Genomic DNA, 17,096 nt, shown 5'->3' on the forward strand with positions numbered 1-17,096 from the left:
ATATGAAATTCATCAAGCAGTCTCTGGGTGTCAAAGTCATATTGCTATCGTCACTGCTGACCATCACCGCTTTTTCCGGGTTGTTTGTATACAACTCCTATTCAACGTACGAGCATACGCTGGCCGAGGTGAAAAATGCCTCTATCCGCGAGGCTGATTTGTTGTACATGGCCATCGAAGATCCCATGGCTATAGGTAACAATGCCGGTACGGAATTGAAATTCCGTCAACTTTCAGAGCGCTATGACAATACCATGGCGTACCTGACTGACTGGAAAGGCGAGATCACCTACTCAACAGAAAAGGATACGGTCCGAGATTCCATTTACGAAGTTCGTGGTGAGGGAAATCTGCCGCAGTTGATCAAACGAGGGTTGGCTGAAAGCATTGTTGAAGGCGAGTTGATGGAGATCAACGGCAAGCTGCAGTTTGCCGAGGTGAAATCCATCGAGAACGCACCGTCCTGTTATCACTGTCATGGTCGCTCTCACGATATTCTTGGTACGCTCGTGCTGACGGTAGACGTCAGCCCGCAGTTCGATTCGCTCAAACAGAACCAGTTCCGCTCTGCCGCCATATCCGTGTTGGGCGTAGTGGTGCTGCTCGCGGCACTGATCATATTCATGCGCAAGTCTGTAGTGAATCGCATCACGACCATCGCTGCGACCACCGAAGATGTGTCCAAGGGCAACCTGGACGCCAAGTTCACCGTGAAAGGTGAAGATGAGCTTGGTTCGCTTTCGCACTACCTTGGCGAAATGGTTGATCAGATCAAAGACCAGTTGCAGTACAACAAGTCTGTCCTTGAAGGCATTGTCGTTCCGCTGTTTGTCACGGATAGTGAGGAGCGGTTGCAGTTTGTCAATGCGCCGCTGCAAAAGATACTCGGTGTGAGCGAAGATGAGGTCAAGGGACGTCTTGTTTCATCCGTATTCGAATGTCAGGAAGGGGACGACACCTGTGATGCCGCCCATGTTATCGCGAGTGGCATCTCCATCTCCGGCAACTTCCAGTACAGGCGTGATGACGGAACCGTCTTCCCGCTGCACTTCGAGGCCTCACCGCTGGTCGATGCCGACGGTGATACGGTCGGAGCCATCTGTGTCCTCATCGACCTTACTCGCGAAGAAGAAGACAAGAAAAATATCGAGGCGCAGAGACAGAACCTGCTGGTGGTGGCTAACGAAGTCACCGAAGTCTCCAACAAGCTCAACGAAGCATCCAAGATTCTGTCTGACAAGATGAATCAGTTGGCTAACGGCGTTGATACCACGGCGGACCAGACCTCTCAGGTCGCCACTGCCATGGAGGAGATGAACGCCACGGTTCTGGAGGTCGCCAAGAATGCATCGGAAACCTCTGATGCCTCGAACAAGGCGAATCAGGTTGCCGCAGACGGTGGTGTCATTGTTGGGAAGACCGTTGATGAAATCAACTCGGTCGCCGATATCACCGAGAAGTTGGCAGAGGCTCTTGGAGCTCTCTCAAGCCGCGCCGAGAATATCGGTCAGGTCATGGCTGTCATTAATGATATTGCCGATCAGACCAACCTCCTGGCGCTCAATGCCGCTATTGAAGCGGCCAGAGCCGGAGAGGCCGGACGCGGTTTCGCCGTTGTTGCCGACGAAGTTCGCAAGCTGGCAGAGAAGACCATGGACGCCACCAAGGAAGTGGAAGAAGCCATATCTCTCATCCAGCAGTCGACCACTGAAGTCGTGCAGGAGATGGACACCGCCAAGGAGCGTGTCATCAACACGTCGGGCATGGCCCAACAGGCAGGAAACGTCCTGGGCGAAATCGTCGGACATTCGGATGCCATCGCCGATATGGTCAGAGGCATCGCCACTGCTGCGGAACAGCAGTCCGCGACTTCGGATGAAATCAATACTTCCGTCACTCAGATCAACGATCTGTCCCAGGAAGTGCTGGCAGGCATCAGGGAATCCAATAGGGATATCCAGGAAGTCTCGGAAATGGCTTCGCACTTGAGCGAGTTGGTGTCGAAGTTCCGAAATTAAATTAATCCAGAATAATACAGAAAAGGCCGGGATTGATTCCGGCCTTTTTTTTATGCTCAATACATGTGGAAAACTGTAAGTTATTCACAGATACTGTGTAAAAAGTTGAAGGTCATAGCAGATAATCGAAATAATTGCACCAAACGTAAAACTGAGCTAGGGAAGACTTGGCTCATGGGGATGGGCTATGCTTGACATAAATTGATCAATGTAATAATAGTTACTCGCAACAATTAGCAGGGGGAACACTATGACGTCGGAAATGGGATTCAGGCTTTCCAAACAACGGAAAGTTATTCTGGAAGAATTGCGTAAAGTAACGTCGCATCCTACGGCGGATGAAGTATACGACATGGTCAGAAAGATTATCCCAAGAATCAGTCTTGGAACCGTGTATCGTAATCTTGAATTTTTGAGCAACAAAGGGCTTGTCCTCAAGCTTGGTGCTCCTGGTGCGCAGAAACGGTTTGATGGTACTCCTGAGCCTCATCCGCACATTCGATGTGCTGTCTGCACAGGTGTAGTTGACGTGGAGTGTGAAGTGGAAGTTCCACAGATTCCTGAAAGCTGCACCAGCGGATATAAGATTCTCAATACAAACGTCGAGTTTGTTGGCGTTTGCCCTCAGTGCCAGGAAGCGCAGCAGTAAATCATAGCGCCTTTAGTTATTCAGGCCGGTTGACAAATGAGTCAACCGGCCTTTTTTTATACAGTAACTTGACATTACTAATCAAAATATATAGTAATCATTCTCACATCGGGTTTCATTCATATGAATCGCTGATGGAAGATTACTATGTTACCAGTTGTGTTGGCGGTGCTTGGGCCACAGTTGTGTTAGGCCCTGTACATTTTATTTGAATATGGTAGAACCTAGGTTCAATTCGATTTACAAATCTACTCGACCGAAAGTGTCAGGAGGAACTATGTCTCTTAAAGGAACGAAAACGGAAAAGAATATCTTGACTGCGTTTATTGGTGAATCTCAGGCACGCAATAAGTACACCTATTTCGCCAGTGTCGCGAAAAAAGAAGGATACGTTCAGATATCCAAGATTTTTGAAGAAACAGCCAACCACGAGAAAGAACACGCTAAGCGCCTGTTCAAGTTCCTTGAAGGTGGCGACGCAGAAATCACTGCCACTTTCCCGGCTGGCAAGATCGGCAACACCGTTGAGAACCTCAAGGCCGCTGCACACGGCGAAAATGAGGAATACTCTGAAATGTACCCCGAGTTCGCAGCCATTGCCCGTGAAGAAGGATTCCCGGAGATTGCTGCTGTCATGGAAAACATCGCCGTTGCTGAAAAATACCATGAAGAACGCTATCTTTCTCTTCTCGACAATATCGAGAAAGAGCGTGTGTTCGTAAAGGACAAGGAAATCGTCTGGCGCTGTCAGAACTGTGGTTACAACCACAAGGGAACCACTGCTCCGGTTGCCTGCCCGGCCTGTGACCATCCTCAGTCCCACTTCGAAATCAAAGATACCAACTGGTAAACAACCTCTATCCAAGGAGTTATAAATGGCTATTAAATTGGGTGAAGTTTACAAATGTGAAGCATGTGGCAACATGGTTATCGCTATCCACGAAGGTGGCGGAGACCTCGTTTGCTGTGGTGAAGAAATGATCCTGATGACCGAAAACACCGTAGACGCAGCCAAAGAAAAGCACGTCCCGGTCGTTGAGAAAGATGGCGATAAGGTCACCGTCAAGGTCGGCAGCGTTCCTCATCCCATGGAAGAAAAGCACTACATTGAGTGGATAGAGTGCCAGATCGGCGACACCGTTTTCACCAAGATGCTCAAGCCCGGTGATGCACCGGAAGCTGAGTTCTGCGCTTGCGGTCTTTCCGGCGATATCGTCGTTCGCGAATACTGCAACCTGCACGGACTTTGGAAGGCTGAAGCGTAAGCTGACGTTTTTTACCTGTGTTATGAAAATGAGGGTGGGCTTTGCCTGCCCTCATTCTGCTCTGTAGGATCGAAATCGCCAAACGGCGTAAGAATTTTCCCCGGGGGGGATATTTTTCAATCAGGAGTATGATCATGGCTCGCCCCGAAGATATGTGGCAATGTCAGACAGTGAATTGTGGCTATATTTACAACCCGGACAAGGGTGATCGGAGGGGAAAGATCAAGAAAGGCACGTTGTTCCAGGATATCCCTGATGAATGGCGTTGTCCCATCTGCGGTGGGACGAAAAAATGCTTCCGCCCCCTGGTCGGCCCCGGATCTACCAAAGCCGACTGCGAGCTGCCGGTCGAAACCGATCCTCAGAAGTTGACAGCAGCAGCCACTGCTGCAAAAGTAACTACTCAAAAGGAGAATGACCCCATGCAGAAATACGTTTGTGAGATTTGCGGCTATGTTTATGACCCTGAACAGGGTGATCCTGATAGTGATATCGCACCGGGCACCAGCTTCGACGATCTGCCCGATGATTGGACCTGTCCCATCTGCGGGGCAACCAAAGAGAGCTTTGTTCCTGAAGACTAGGATACAGGCAAGTTTTCATGAGTAACGTCGAACTGAAGAACCCCTTCCCGACGTTGCTGATATCGCTGAAGGGTAGCTGTGGTTCGGCCCCTGAACGTGAAATTTTTACATCGAAGCGCGTGCCACTGGCCGCGCTTCTTTTGGAACTGACGGTTGATTGACCGTTCAATACGGAGAAAAGAATGAGACCAGTTGAAATTAAAGAAGGAATTTTCTGGACAGGTGTGGTGGATTGGAATCGCCGTAACTTTCACGGTTACTCCATTTCCCACAAAGGCACCACGTATAACAACTTCCTGATCAAGGACGAGAAAGTTGCCCTGATCGATACTGTTGCTGAAGAGTTCTGGGGTGCGATGCAGTGCAATCTGGCTCATGTTCTTGGCCCCGAAGGCAAGATCGACTACTTCATCATCAATCACCTTGAGCCGGATCATGCCGGTTGCCTCGCCCTCGCCGTTGAGAAGTACCAGCCTGAGAAAATCTACACCTCCCCCATGGGGCAGAAAGCAATGCAGGCTCACTTCCATTACAAGGACTGGCCTGTTGAAGTCGTGCCCACCGGCAGTGAAATCTCCCTCGGCAAGCGCACCCTGCAGTTCGTGGAAACCCGCATGCTGCACTGGCCTGACGCCATGCTGACCTACTGCCCGGAAGACAAGATCGCGTTCACCAACGATGCGTTCGGTCAGAACTGGGCCACCAGCGAGCGTTTTGCCGATCAAGTGGATCGCACCTTCCTCGAAGATCTGATGAAGACCTACTACGCCAACATTGTTCTTCCTTATTCGCCTGTGGTTCTCAAGACCCTCAAGGCGCTGGAAGAGATGAATCTTGATATCGACATGATCTGCCCTGACCACGGCCTGATGTTCCGCGGTAAGGAAGAGTGCAAATGGGTGCTCGACAAGTACGTTGAGTTTGCCGAGCAGAAGCCGAAAAAGAAAGCTGTCATCGTGTTCGACACCATGTGGCACTCCACGGAAAACATGGCCAACGCCGTGGCTTCCGGACTGGCTGACGAAGGTATCTCTGTTCGTGTCATGTCCATGAAGTCCAACCATCACTCCGAAGTGATGACCGAGATTTTCGATGCCGCTGCCGTCATCGTTGGTTCACCCACTCACAACAACGGTATCCTGCCGCTCATGGCAGACATGCTGACCTACATGAAGGGACTGCGCCCGCAGAACAAGATCGGCGCGGCCATCGGTTCCTTTGGTTGGTCCGGTGAGTGCGTCAAGGTACTGACCCAGGCTCTTGAGGAAATGGGCATGGACATTGTTGATCCGATCAAGGTCAAACATGTGCCGACCCATGACACCCTAGTCCAGTGCTACCAGCAGGGCAAGGATATCGCAGCCGCCATCAAGGCAAAGCTCGATTAATTGCAACGCTGAAAGCAGAATCCCTCGTCTCTTTTTTGAGCAGGGTAGAGACTGAATAAAACAAGCCCGGTCTTCCTTTTGGAAGGCCGGGCTTATTGTTTGGTGTCGTTGATGTGCGGTGTTTCTAAGAAAGGATTTCCTTGACCCGTCCCACCTGACCATCCTCAAGACGAACCTTGATGCCGTGTGGGTGGGTAGGGGATTTGGTCAGCAGTCTGCCGACAACTCCCTCGGTCAGGTTTCCGGTGCGCTGATCCTTTTTCAGGACAATGCGCACCCGAAGGCCGGGCTTGATATCGCTTCGTACAGTACCTTGCATGGTGATCCGGCTATTGCCAAGCGTCGTTTTTGTAGCTGAAAATGTGTCGGTTCGGAATAATTGCTACGGGGTTGAAGTCCGCGCCGTTCAATGCTTCGGGCGATTCGGCTACGGCTTCGTAGATGGTTTCGTGATAGGAAAGTACGCCAACGTACGGGATAGTCTTGGATTTGGAGCGACGAACCTTGGTTGCGAGCGTGGATTTGTCGATGGCGTGAAAGCGACCGCGGAACGTCCCATCAGCTTCGCGTGTCACCTGCATCCGGCTTCGCGAAAGTCGGTGATTGCTGTTGATGGTTTTGACTTTGGTTTTGGCGAATCGAGAAAATTCGTCCTTTCGGTTGGCAAGGTCTTCGTCCAGATAAGTCGGAAGCGTCTTGGCCGTAACCTTGGGAACGGTTGCACCCGGCTCGATGGCAGCGACTTCAACTTCGGAAGTGGCAATGGCATCCTGGGCCTGTGCGTTGGACATTAAAAAAGAGCCGAGCAAAGACACGGCAAAAAAACCAATAAAAATATATTTATGCATGGTGGTCATCCTCTGGCCAGAGCAGCAGCCGGGCGGTTGGAACCGCCCGGCTGTTCTTAGTATACCTTTACTGGCTCAGGATTTCAACCCTACGGTTGAGGCGACGGCCTTCCTTGGTGCCGTTGTCGTACTTGGGTGAATTTTCACCATAACCCTTGGGCTCCAGGCGGTCAGCAGAGATGCCATTGGCGGTCATCCAGTTGACGACTGCGGCGGCGCGACGTTCGGACAGTCCCTGGTTGTAGGCTTCAGGACCGGTGGAATCGGTGTGGCCGGCGATCTCATAGGTGGTTCCCGGCTCTTCTTCCAGGATCATCTTGGCCTGTTCGAGGACAGGGACCATCTCGTCGGTGATGGCAGCCTTGTCAAAGCCGAAGTTCAGGCTGAAGGTGATGGTTTCCTTCTGCATGGGCACGACAACCGGTGCCGGCTTGGCAGGTGCGGGCTTGGCATCGGCTACTTCCTTATAGAGGACATCCTTGGCGTATTGATCCATGGCGCCGGGTGCCATCAGGGACTCGTAGTCGGCAACGACAGTGCAGGGGAAGATGGCGCGGATTTCGTCAATGATCTTCTGGCCGGCTGGCTTGTCAGCAAAGCTGACGATGTGCAGGCAGAGATTGTCGCCGAAACGGTTACGCATTTCGCGTGCGACCATGACCGGGTCCTCACCCTTGTTGCTGAGGCCGTCGGTGAACATGATCAGCGCGGTTTTGCCGCTGAGTCCGCCGATAACGGGTTCCATATCCTTCTGGCCGCTGCCCATGGGGGTCTTGCGGTTGAAGATCTCGAAATCGCGTTCGATGGAATCGAGACCCTTGCTGATGTTGGCCTTTTTATATGTGCCGGGCTCACTCACTACCTGGAAAGGAGCGAATGTGAAGAAAGCGGAAGTAAATCCGAGTTCTTCAGGAACAGCGTTGTTCAGAGCTTCAATGACGTCGACGGCTTTGTCGATTTTGGTATCGCCGACACCGTCTTTAGTCATACCCATGGAACCGGAGTGGTCGAGGAAGAGGATGAAGTTGTCAGCCTTTTTGACCATCTTGGCCTGGGCCGGGGTCGTTGCCGCAAAGCCGAATGTCATGGCTACAACGAGCGTCAACAGCAGCAGTTTCTTGAATTCTTTCATGGTTTCACTCCTTTGGAGGGGGTTGCTTTATCTACATAATACTAACGGCGATATAAACTATATACGGTAGTGATGACTTTGGTGCAAGAAGTCAAAGAAAAAAATAGGAAAGAAATAATAGGAGATTCATCAGGGAAAGAGGTCTCGGAGCGGTTGCGTCTGACGCGCTAACACAGTATAAAGAAGCGTTTGCCGCCCTTGTGGGCGACTATTCGGATTGAATACAAGAGGAGCTGGCATGTATATAGTTACCGGCGGCGCAGGGTTTATCGGCAGCGCCATGGTTTGGAAGCTCAACCAGATGGGCATTGATGATATCCTGGTGGTCGACAATCTTTCCACCAGTGAAAAGTGGAAAAATCTCGTTGGGCTGCGCTATGAAGACTATCTGCACCGGGACCAGTTTCTGAAATATATCCTTGAAGGGGAAGACCCTTTCAATACGCAGGCCGTCATTCACATGGGTGCCTGCTCGGCAACCACCGAACTGGATGCCGACTTCCTGATGGAAAACAACTACCGCTACACCCAGTTCGTCTGCCGTCACTGCATGAGCAATGATGCCCGCTTCATCAATGCCTCCAGCGCATCCACCTACGGCGACGGTGAATACGGATTCGACGATGACCATGAGGGCATTGATCGTCTGCGCCCCCTGAATATGTACGGCTATTCCAAGCAGTTGTTCGACCTGTGGGCCAAGCAGGGCGGCATCCTTGATCGCATTGTCTCCCTCAAGTTTTTCAATGTCTATGGGCCCAACGAGTATCATAAGGATGATATGCGCTCGGTCATCTGCAAGGCGCACAAGCAGATTCTGGAGACAGGCAAGCTCAAGCTGTTCAAGTCCTATCGAGAAGAATACCCGCACGGCGGACAGAAGCGTGACTTCGTCTACATCAAGGATTGTGTCGATATCATGGCCTGGTTCCTGGAAAATAAAGAAACCGGCGGCATCTTCAACATCGGCACCGGCACAGCCCGTACTTGGAATGATCTGGGCAACGCAGTATTTGCTGCCATGGATCGCGAGCCGAATCTTGAATATATCGAGATGCCGGAAGCGATCCGCGACAAGTATCAGTATTTCACCGAAGCCAATATGGATAAGCTGGCCGCAGCCGGTTGCGATGTGAAGATGACCTCCCTGGAAGACGGGGCGGCCGACTACGTGCGCAACTACCTGCAAAACGACAATCCTCATCTGGTATCACGCTAGGCCGGAGAACCATTGCGACGTAAAAGAACCATATGGTGGATTCTCTGCCTTGCGGCAGTGCTGATCCTGTGCCTTCCGTTGACCCTGCTCGGAAAGAATCCGAAGCTCGACAGGGTCAGGAAGTATGTCATGGACATCCCCGAGTCCGAGACTGCAGCCAAACAGGATGAGTGGACCTTTTCAGCAGATCGTGTGGTGGGGGATCATACCAGCGAGTATGTGGAAGCTCACGGCAACTGCACGCTTTCCATGGGCGACAATGAACTTCGCGCCGACTTCGCCCGCTACTATCAGACCACCGGCTGGGTTTTTCTCAAAGGAAACATCCGCGCTCGTTGGGGTGGTGACTTCCTCGAAGCCGACGAAGGCGAGTTCGATCTCAACAACATGACCGGTTGGCTCAAGAACGGAAAACTGTTCATGGCCAAGCCGCATATCTATGTGGAAGCCGAGCGTGTCGGCAAATCCAAAGGCGATTCCTATACCTTCAAGAACGCCAAGGTCACGGCGTGCGAGGGCGAGCGTCCGGCCTGGTCCGTGTCCACGGAAGAGGGCGATATTGATCTGGACGGACAGGTCAAACTGTACCGTTCGGCGTTCCGCATCAAGGATATCCCGGTCTTTTACTGGCCGTACATGTCGTTGCCCGGGCGCATGGAGCGCCAGACCGGTTTTCTCACCCCGTATATTTCATCGAGTTCCAAGCTCGGATTCCAGACCAACCTTCCATACTATTGGGTCATCAATGACGAGATGGACGCCACGTTCTATCAGAACTACATGTCCAAGCGCGGCTACATGCAGGGTGTTGAATTCCGGCACGTGGAAGATGAAGACTCAAAAGGCATGTGGAAGGTGGATTACCTGAAGGACAGCAGGACTGCCGATTCCGAAGCTGACGAGTACAAATCCTATAATGACGATGGACTGGCACGCCCCAACTCCAATCGGTGGTGGGTTCGCGGTAAGTATAACGGCTGGTTGGGCAGTCCGAATATCAAGGTCAAGGTGGATCTTGATGCGGTTTCCGACCAGAACTATCTCAGGGATTTCAACCGTGGCCCCAACGGCTTCGATCAGACCCGCGACGATTTTCTCGACGCCTTTGGGCGTGACATCGAGGACAAGGATGACAACATCCGCACCTCCACCCTGCTTGCCTCACGCAGCTGGGATCGGTTCGGGCTGTCTTCCAAGATTCAGTATCGCCAGAACCTGGAGTTCATGAACGGCAACGGTGATGACGATAAAGATACGACGGTTCAAACCCTGCCCGAGTTGGAAGCCTTTGCTTTCCAGCAGCGACTGGGCAGCACGCCGGTCGAGGTCGCAGCCGAGGCCAAGTACGATTATTTCACACGCAAATATGGGCATACAGGTCATCGCATGCGGCTGACCCCCGAGCTAAAAGTGCCCATGAGCAATGACTATGTGACCTTCATTCCCAATGCATCCATCGATCACACGTCCTACAACGTGTCGCGCCACGAGGCGTTCGGGGAGCAGAAGATTACCGATAAGGGTGGCCGGACCAGAACCATCAACACCAGCAAGGTCGAAGATGGCTACAGCAGCCGCACCACCTGGAAGGCCGGATTCACCGCCTTCAGCGAGATGACCCGGACATTCGATCTGGAAGAGATGCCCGAAGCAGACCCATCCCTGGCCGGAACATCCCGCTGGACCCGGTTGCGCCACTCGGTCATTCCCCGTGTCAGCTATGCTTACACGCCGACCATCACCGGTCAGGATAAACACCCGTATTTCGATGAGTTTGACCGCATCGACGGTCTGAACGAAGTGACCTACTCACTGACCAATGTTCTGAATCGCCGTCTGGATACCGTGGTCCTGTCGCCCAACAGCGGGCAATCTCCGCAGGCGGCTTTGGCAACAAGTTATCTCGAATTCATTCGGTTCCGTCTGGAACAGTCCTATGATCAGAACGAGGCGTCCCGCAATGCGGACCGGGACGAGTACGAACGCCGTCCCTTCTCCGATGTGTTGGCCGAGCTGAAAGTTCGACCGCGGGAATACGTCGATCTGGTGACCCGGACCTGGTTCTCGCCCTACCTGACCGAGTTCACCCAGACCGAGACCGACGTACGCTTTTTCAAGGATGGACTGGGTGAGATCATTGTCGGGTACGACTATCTGACAAAAATTGATGAGTACAAGCGTGAGCGGGACAAAACCCTGTCCATTGCCCGTCTGGAAGGCACCTGGGAAATCAACGATGAGTTCTCGCTCAATGCCATCTACCGTCATGATTTCAACAGCGAGCGTGACCTCGAACGCACATTGACGCTCAGTTGGTTCTCCGGGTGTTACACCCTCCACTTCGGATATTCCCAGAAGCCTGACGACGACCGGTTTGAATTCGGTTTCGACCTGATGAACTTCTAACGGGCAGGGCTGCTGTCATGGACGCATTCCACGCCTGGCAGAGGGCTTGCCCGCAGCAAGGATTGTATGGAAAAGAAAGCTGATATCCGTGTTCTTCCTCCGGGGCTGAAAAATCAGATTGCCGCCGGTGAAGTGGTTGAGCGCCCCTCCAGCGTCGTCAAGGAACTGGTGGAGAACAGCCTCGACGCCGGTGCCATGCGAGTGGACGTGACCGTGGAAAAGGGCGGCCAATCCCTGATCCTCGTTCAGGATAACGGGTGGGGCGTTGATCCCGAGCAGCTCAATCTGGCTGTGACGCGTCATGCAACCAGTAAGATCACGGGGTTTGACGACCTTGCCTCCATTTCTTCCTTCGGATTTCGGGGGGAGGCGCTTCCTTCCATCGCTTCGGTATCCCGTTTTACCATGACCTCCTGCCATCAGGGCAGTGATGAGGCGGCTTTCATCGAAGTTCGGGGCGGCGAAGTCGCTTCGGAAGGGCCAGCCGCCCTTGCTTCCGGTACCCGCGTGGAAGTCCGGGATTTGTTCTCCAATACTCCGGCACGCCTTAAATTTCTCAAGACCGAAGCAACGGAAAACAAGCGGTGCCAGGATACGCTCATGCGGATCAGTCTGGCCCATTTGCAGTCCGCGTTCTCATTGACCATGGGCGGACGCGAGGCGTTTCGCCTTCCGGCCGGGCAGGATCTTGCCACGAGACTGCAGACCTTCTGGCCGCCTGCGGTCTGCGAAGGGTTGCGTCCATTTGATTATGAACGGGAGGATTACCGCGCACATGGTGTGGCGGGTTCTCCGGCCACAGCTCAGGGGCGCGGCGACCGCATCCTGCTCTACGTCAATGGCAGGCCCGTACAGGACAAGATGATGCTCAGCGCGGTGCGTCAGGCGTACCGGGGAATGCTTATTTCGCGTGAATATCCGCAGATCGTGTTGTTTTTGGAACTGCCCAACAACGAAGTGGACGTCAACGTACACCCCGCCAAAATGGAAGTCCGTTTTCTGGAAGAGAGCCGGGTCTTTTCGGTCATCCGTGGCGGGATCATGCAGGCTATCAATTCCATGAATGACGGCCCCTCGGAGGAGCCAACCTTTTCAGGTTCTGCAGCTTCGAGCATGTCGGAGTACCATCGCCCTGAAAGTGGTGGAAGCGCGCTGCCCACCAAGCGGGCGCATCGTCCTTCAGGGAGTTCGGATGGGCCGAAGTTCTCCTCGTATCGCGAATTTCAAAGTGAATACAATCCGCCCAAGGATATTCCGCTGCCGGTGCCACCGCCGAGTGGCATGCGCCATGGTGGTCGTGACGAATTTCCCGGTGACGATGACTCGCTGCTGGAGGCTCGCGGAACAATGCCGTCGGTCTCTCCGTCAAGAGAGGCTGTGTTGCAGGGGACGGATTACACGTACCTTGGGCAGGTTGCCGATACCTATCTGGTCGTTCGCCAGGGCAATGCGTTGGTGCTCATTGATCAGCATGCAGCCCACGAGCGGGTGTTGCTGGCTGCCATGCGGGAGGAGCGTACCCGCGGCGACTCCCAGCCACTGGCCATTCCGTTGGAGATAACCCTGCATACCAGTCAGGTCGATGTCTTGCAGAATCTGTGGGAGGAACTCGGTGCCATGGGCTTCAAGATGTCCATGGATGGGCCGACCAAAGTGCAGATTCGTGGCATTCCGCCGACCCTCGATACAGGCAAGGCGCGGGAGTACATCACCGATGCCCTGGCCGAAAAAGTCAGGACCATGGATGACCTCTGGACCATGATGTCATGCAAGACCGCCATCAAGGCGGGACAACCGCTGGCCGTGGATGAAGCCCTTGCACTGCTCGATGTCTGGCTCAAGACGCCGGAGCGGGAATACTGCCCCCACGGCAGGCCGGTCGTGCTGAAGTGGAATCCGCTGGATCTGGAAAAGCTCTTCAAGAGAAAGTAACTATGACAATCGATTACAATAAACTGGAAGTTCGGATCAATCTGGACAACCTGCGGCATAACTACAGGATTTTCACTCGGTTCAGTGACAATGTCATTCCGATCATCAAGTCCGATGCGTATGGCCATGGTCTCGCTGAGGTCAGTAGGGCACTGGAAAACGACGCATCGACCTTTGGAGTCGGCTTTGTGAACGAGGCGGTCCTACTGCGCCGTTCAGGATGTAAGCAGCGCATCATGGCCCTGCTCGGTCCTATTGATGACGCTGATTTTCAAGCGTTGTGGGATCATGAGATTCTGGCTGCCATGTCGCACATGGGCCAGCTGGAGCGCGCTGCCGCTATGGCGGAAGAGCGTGGGACTCTGAACATAGGACTGAAGATCGACACCGGGATGCGGCGATTGGGGTTCCGGCCCGAAGAGGTCGACGAACTCATCGAATTTCTGAAAGGCCATTCAAAGCTCAAGCCGGTCATGGTCACTTCCCACCTGGCTTCGGCTGACGTACCGGAACATAAGGAACATGTTCACGGGCAGGCCCGGGCCTTTGAGGCCGTTGTCGGCAAACTGCGCGAGGCCGGATTTGACGTGGAAGCCAACCTTGCCAATTCGGCTGGCTCCATGGTCCATCCGCCATGTCACATGGATTCGCTGCGGCTCGGCATATCACTGTATGGCGGCAATCCGCTGCATGGAACACAGTGGGCAGACGCCGGTCAGGAGCTCAAGCCTGCCATGGACGTTTCCGCTCCGGTCATGCAGGTCCATCCGCTGGGCAAAGGTGAGGGCATCAGCTATGGCTGGACCCATGTTGCCGAGAGGGATTGCATGGTGGCTATCATCGGGGCGGGATATGCTGATTGTTACAGCCGCTCGCTGTCTGGCAAGGGGTTTGTGAATATCGCCGGGCGCAGGGCGCCTGTACTTGGGCGTGTCTGCATGCAGATGACCGCTGTTGACGTGACTGATATTTTGGGCGAAGGGACAGAGGTCGTCCCCGGAGATCGTGCCTGGCTGCTTGGCGGCCCGGGCGATGCGGCCATCACTCCGGAAGAGTTGGCCGACTGGTGGGGAACGATCACGTACGAGGTGTTCTGCCTTCTGGGCATGAACCAGCGTATATATACATAATAATAACCGTGCTTGCTGATGGATAGTAATCTGTCTCAAGCCTACAAGGAGCATACTATGCCTGCAGTGCGGGATGATGAATGGACCGTTGCCGAGAGTTATTCTCGTGAGGAGATGGAGAAAGAAGGTGTCACAGCCAAGTGGCTGGCCGGCAAGTGGCTTGATGTCGCTGAAGATATGGCACTTATCCCTGAAAATAATGTTCGTATCATTGAAGAGGACGGTGTCGTACGCATCGAAGTATCCGTGTACCTCATGGAATGCATGCGAGGTTTCTAGTTCTCATGATCGTTGTATCACGAAGAGAAGGCGCACTCAGGTGCGCTTTTTTTTGTGTGATCATCGAACAGCGTCGCACTCATCCATGGCATCATCATAAATTTTGATGATGTGTGATTCAGAGGCAGTGCAAAGTGGGAGAATTATTTTTCGTGTGTTTTTATTCATCTGTACGAAAGGTGTGGGATATCTGTGGATAATGAGTGGAGAAGTTGCAATCCCCGGTGAGGAAATATAAAAATACGTTGTTTCGTTAAGGCTCTCAAACTGTAATAAAAGTGCTACAATTTACTGATATGTTTGATCATGTCCATTGTAACATAACCGTAACATTATAAAACGTTACATTTTGGTGACGCACATGTTACAGACCCCTCGCACCGTGTTGGATCTTTCCACATGCTGGTTGGCTGACCGGTGACGACAACCGAGGAAACAGATGAAGCTGCGAACATTTCAAATGCGTATCCTGTTGTGGACATGGGCGTTACTGCTCATGGCCCTTGCCGTGGTTTTTTACTACTCCACGTCGCTGGTGGGCGATGATCTGCTGCATGCCACCAAGAGCAAGGCGAAAAGCGAACTGGAGTCTATTCGGTGGTTGATCGTCGAACATGGCCCCTATGAAGGTGAACACGGTTTCGGCAAATGGGTCGACGGGCTTGGGCAGCGCCTGGGCGTGCGTATTACATACGTAGCCAAGGCTGGGCACGTTATCGCTGATTCGGATGTCGGCTTTGGCAATGTCGGTGTCATGGACGATCACAGCCAGCGCCCGGAGATAGTGGCAGCACATATCGAAGGGGAAGGATCCAACGTCCGCTATTCCGATACGGTGCACAAGGAGATGCTCTATACGGCAGTGAAAGTCGTGGGGAGCGAAGCTGTTCCCGATGGCTACCTCCGGTTGGCGGTCCCGTTTTCTCGAGTCAGTGACCGGCTGGCCTCACTGCGCATCAACTTCTTTTGGATTTTCCTCGGGACCATGGTCTTTGCCGTGGTCGTTTCCATGGTCATGTCGCGCAACATGAGCCGCGAGATATACGAATTTTCCAACCTTGCCCGATCCATTGGCGAGGGTGATTACGGGACCCGTCTGCGCGTGGTGCCCGGCAGTGAGTTCATGCCGCTGGCCCAATCCATCAACGGCATGGCCCAATCCATCGAGCGCAATGTTCGCGTCATCCGCGATCAGAAAGGACAACTGCAGGCCATCTTCGAGGGAATGCGCGAAGGAGTCATGTCGCTGGATGCAAGCGGCAGGATCGAGTCCTTCAACTCGGCCCTGGATACCATGTTCAACCTCGCAGATAGTTCGATTGGCCGAACCCCCATCGAGGTGACCCGCCGTTTCGAGATTCAGGACTTGGTGGACGCCATCAAGGCCAACCCTGACGAGGGGGCTCGCTCCATCCAGATCGAACTGATGGATCGCACGGTGGAACTGAGCGCCGTTCCATCCCTTGATCATCAGGGCGAGGCCAAGATTATTCTGGTATTCCATGACATCACGGAAATGAAACGCAGCGAGAAGGGGTTGAAGGATTTTGTGGCCAACGCTTCTCACCAACTGCGCACGCCGCTGACCTCCATCAAGGGGTACGCGGAAACATTGATCGACAACCCGCCGTCCAATCCCGAGGACGCAAAGTTCTTCCTTGAAATCGTACTCAAGAATGCCGATCACATGGACAAGGTCATCTCCTCCATGCTGGCGCTGGCAAAGTCCGAGCAAATGGGCAAGCAGTTGAAGCTGGCCCCCGTATCCGGGCGTGAGTTCCTGAACAGGACGGTGGCGGACGTCACCCCATGGGCAGCCGAGCGGGGCATTACCTTTAGAATACAAGCTCCCGAGGACGACATGTATGTCATGGCGGAACCGGACGGCCTGCTGCACGTTTTTCATAATTTACTCAACAACGCGGTAAAATACAGCCCGGACAACGGTAAGGTTACCGTTAGTGCCGAGGATGATGGAGAATCCATCGTGTTCTGTATTGAAGACCAGGGGCCGGGCATATCGCGCGAGCACTCCACCAAGGTCTTTGAGCGCTTTTATCGCGTGGACGAGAATACTATCGACAGTTCTTCCGGCAGCGCCGGACTAGGTTTGGCAATTTGCCGCCGCATTGTGCGGAATTTAGGCGGTGAAATCTGGCATGACGGATACGGTGAAGACATCCGCGGAGCCCGGTTCTGCTTCAGACTGAATAAATCTGGACCACCGGCCTAAGTAAACTCTTAGC

At 53.3% G+C, this 17,096-nt stretch carries 15 protein-coding genes and 2 pseudogenes; 14 read left to right on the forward strand and 3 right to left on the reverse strand.

From position 1 onward, the window contains the following. The first annotated feature begins 2 nt into the window (after nucleotides 1-2). The 8 genes and pseudogenes from DPRO_RS12490 (at nucleotide 3) to DPRO_RS12515 (ending at nucleotide 5,904) form a co-directional block, all read left to right on the forward strand. Nucleotides 3-2,018 (forward strand): methyl-accepting chemotaxis protein, encoded by a 2,016-nt coding sequence (locus DPRO_RS12490; RefSeq protein WP_097012343.1) that lies wholly within the window; start codon nucleotides 3-5, stop codon nucleotides 2,016-2,018. A gap of 250 nt (nucleotides 2,019-2,268) precedes the next feature. Beyond that, nucleotides 2,269-2,667, forward strand: a complete 399-nt coding sequence (locus tag DPRO_RS12495) for a Fur family transcriptional regulator (protein WP_097012344.1) — start codon at nucleotides 2,269-2,271, stop codon at nucleotides 2,665-2,667. 277 nt (nucleotides 2,668-2,944) lie between these two features. Beyond that, nucleotides 2,945-3,517, forward strand: a complete 573-nt coding sequence (gene rbr, locus DPRO_RS12500) for a rubrerythrin (protein ID WP_097012345.1) — start codon at nucleotides 2,945-2,947, stop codon at nucleotides 3,515-3,517. A 25-nt stretch (nucleotides 3,518-3,542) separates the two neighbouring features. Next, the gene (locus DPRO_RS12505) at nucleotides 3,543-3,932 is read left to right on the forward strand and encodes a desulfoferrodoxin (protein WP_097012346.1); all 390 of its coding nucleotides are present in this window, start codon (nucleotides 3,543-3,545) and stop codon (nucleotides 3,930-3,932) included. A gap of 134 nt (nucleotides 3,933-4,066) precedes the next feature. Beyond that, nucleotides 4,067-4,279, forward strand: a pseudogene (locus DPRO_RS20675) (rubredoxin); the annotation flags it as partial. A gap of 87 nt (nucleotides 4,280-4,366) precedes the next feature. Beyond that, a pseudogene (gene rd, locus DPRO_RS20500) lies at nucleotides 4,367-4,516 on the forward strand (rubredoxin); the annotation flags it as partial. A gap of 17 nt (nucleotides 4,517-4,533) precedes the next feature. Further along, a complete protein-coding gene (locus DPRO_RS20065; protein ID WP_157917469.1) occupies nucleotides 4,534-4,677 on the forward strand; it encodes a hypothetical protein in 144 nt (47 codons plus the stop codon). 21 nt (nucleotides 4,678-4,698) lie between these two features. After that, entirely contained in the window at nucleotides 4,699-5,904 is a 1,206-nt protein-coding gene (locus DPRO_RS12515; RefSeq protein WP_097012348.1) for an FprA family A-type flavoprotein, read from the forward strand. 124 nt (nucleotides 5,905-6,028) lie between these two features. Here DPRO_RS12515 and DPRO_RS12520 read toward each other — a convergent pair whose 3' ends face one another. The 3 genes from DPRO_RS12520 to DPRO_RS12530 all read right to left on the reverse strand — a co-directional run bounded on the left by DPRO_RS12520 (nucleotide 6,029) and on the right by DPRO_RS12530 (nucleotide 7,884). After that, a complete protein-coding gene (locus tag DPRO_RS12520) occupies nucleotides 6,029-6,223 on the reverse strand; it encodes a YwbE family protein (RefSeq protein ID WP_097012349.1) in 195 nt (64 codons plus the stop codon). A gap of 10 nt (nucleotides 6,224-6,233) precedes the next feature. Next, nucleotides 6,234-6,752: a hypothetical protein gene (locus DPRO_RS12525; protein WP_097012350.1), complete on the reverse strand. Its 519-nt coding sequence runs from the start codon at nucleotides 6,750-6,752 to the stop codon at nucleotides 6,234-6,236. A 67-nt stretch (nucleotides 6,753-6,819) separates the two neighbouring features. Then, nucleotides 6,820-7,884, reverse strand: coding sequence for an OmpA family protein (locus tag DPRO_RS12530; protein ID WP_097012351.1), 1,065 nt, complete (start codon nucleotides 7,882-7,884; stop codon nucleotides 6,820-6,822). A gap of 238 nt (nucleotides 7,885-8,122) precedes the next feature. On the opposite strand from DPRO_RS12530, the gene rfaD reads away from it, so the two are divergent. The 6 genes from rfaD to DPRO_RS12560 all read left to right on the forward strand — a co-directional run bounded on the left by rfaD (nucleotide 8,123) and on the right by DPRO_RS12560 (nucleotide 17,083). After that, entirely contained in the window at nucleotides 8,123-9,103 is a 981-nt protein-coding gene (rfaD, locus tag DPRO_RS12535) for an ADP-glyceromanno-heptose 6-epimerase (protein ID WP_097012352.1), read from the forward strand. 12 nt (nucleotides 9,104-9,115) lie between these two features. Further along, a complete protein-coding gene (locus DPRO_RS12540; RefSeq protein WP_097012353.1) occupies nucleotides 9,116-11,509 on the forward strand; it encodes an LPS-assembly protein LptD in 2,394 nt (797 codons plus the stop codon). A gap of 66 nt (nucleotides 11,510-11,575) precedes the next feature. Beyond that, a complete protein-coding gene (mutL, locus tag DPRO_RS12545) occupies nucleotides 11,576-13,441 on the forward strand; it encodes a DNA mismatch repair endonuclease MutL (RefSeq protein ID WP_097012354.1) in 1,866 nt (621 codons plus the stop codon). Between the two features lie 2 nt (nucleotides 13,442-13,443). Next, nucleotides 13,444-14,571: an alanine racemase gene (alr, locus tag DPRO_RS12550; protein ID WP_097012355.1), complete on the forward strand. Its 1,128-nt coding sequence runs from the start codon at nucleotides 13,444-13,446 to the stop codon at nucleotides 14,569-14,571. An 18-nt stretch (nucleotides 14,572-14,589) separates the two neighbouring features. After that, on the forward strand, nucleotides 14,590-14,850 hold the full coding sequence (locus DPRO_RS12555; protein ID WP_232005580.1) for a hypothetical protein: 261 nt from the start codon (nucleotides 14,590-14,592) through the stop codon (nucleotides 14,848-14,850). A gap of 439 nt (nucleotides 14,851-15,289) precedes the next feature. Further along, a complete protein-coding gene (locus tag DPRO_RS12560; protein WP_097012357.1) occupies nucleotides 15,290-17,083 on the forward strand; it encodes a HAMP domain-containing sensor histidine kinase in 1,794 nt (597 codons plus the stop codon). Nucleotides 17,084-17,096 lie beyond the last annotated feature (13 nt).

It is taken from the genome of Pseudodesulfovibrio profundus, from assembly GCF_900217235.1.
In the GTDB taxonomy this organism is placed as follows: Bacteria; Desulfobacterota; Desulfovibrionia; order Desulfovibrionales; family Desulfovibrionaceae; genus Pseudodesulfovibrio; species Pseudodesulfovibrio profundus.

What these genes read in the sequence shown, in the direction of transcription:
- mutL (WP_097012354.1), top strand. Translation starts at nt 11,576, where the DNA reads ATGGAAAAGAAAGCTGATATCCGTGTTCTTCCTCCGGGGCTGAAAAAT.
- DPRO_RS12505 (WP_097012346.1), top strand. Translation starts at nt 3,543, where the DNA reads ATGGCTATTAAATTGGGTGAAGTTTACAAATGTGAAGCATGTGGCAAC.
- DPRO_RS12560 (WP_097012357.1), top strand. Translation starts at nt 15,290, where the DNA reads ATGAAGCTGCGAACATTTCAAATGCGTATCCTGTTGTGGACATGGGCG.
- DPRO_RS12490 (WP_097012343.1), top strand. Translation starts at nt 3, where the DNA reads ATGAAATTCATCAAGCAGTCTCTGGGTGTCAAAGTCATATTGCTATCG.
- DPRO_RS12495 (WP_097012344.1), top strand. Translation starts at nt 2,269, where the DNA reads ATGACGTCGGAAATGGGATTCAGGCTTTCCAAACAACGGAAAGTTATT.
- rbr (WP_097012345.1), top strand. Translation starts at nt 2,945, where the DNA reads ATGTCTCTTAAAGGAACGAAAACGGAAAAGAATATCTTGACTGCGTTT.
- DPRO_RS12530 (WP_097012351.1), bottom strand. Translation starts at nt 7,884, where the DNA reads ATGAAAGAATTCAAGAAACTGCTGCTGTTGACGCTCGTTGTAGCCATG.
- alr (WP_097012355.1), top strand. Translation starts at nt 13,444, where the DNA reads ATGACAATCGATTACAATAAACTGGAAGTTCGGATCAATCTGGACAAC.
- DPRO_RS12515 (WP_097012348.1), top strand. Translation starts at nt 4,699, where the DNA reads ATGAGACCAGTTGAAATTAAAGAAGGAATTTTCTGGACAGGTGTGGTG.
- DPRO_RS12525 (WP_097012350.1), bottom strand. Translation starts at nt 6,752, where the DNA reads ATGCATAAATATATTTTTATTGGTTTTTTTGCCGTGTCTTTGCTCGGC.
- DPRO_RS20065 (WP_157917469.1), top strand. Translation starts at nt 4,534, where the DNA reads ATGAGTAACGTCGAACTGAAGAACCCCTTCCCGACGTTGCTGATATCG.
- DPRO_RS12520 (WP_097012349.1), bottom strand. Translation starts at nt 6,223, where the DNA reads ATGCAAGGTACTGTACGAAGCGATATCAAGCCCGGCCTTCGGGTGCGC.
- DPRO_RS12555 (WP_232005580.1), top strand. Translation starts at nt 14,590, where the DNA reads ATGGATAGTAATCTGTCTCAAGCCTACAAGGAGCATACTATGCCTGCA.
- rfaD (WP_097012352.1), top strand. Translation starts at nt 8,123, where the DNA reads ATGTATATAGTTACCGGCGGCGCAGGGTTTATCGGCAGCGCCATGGTT.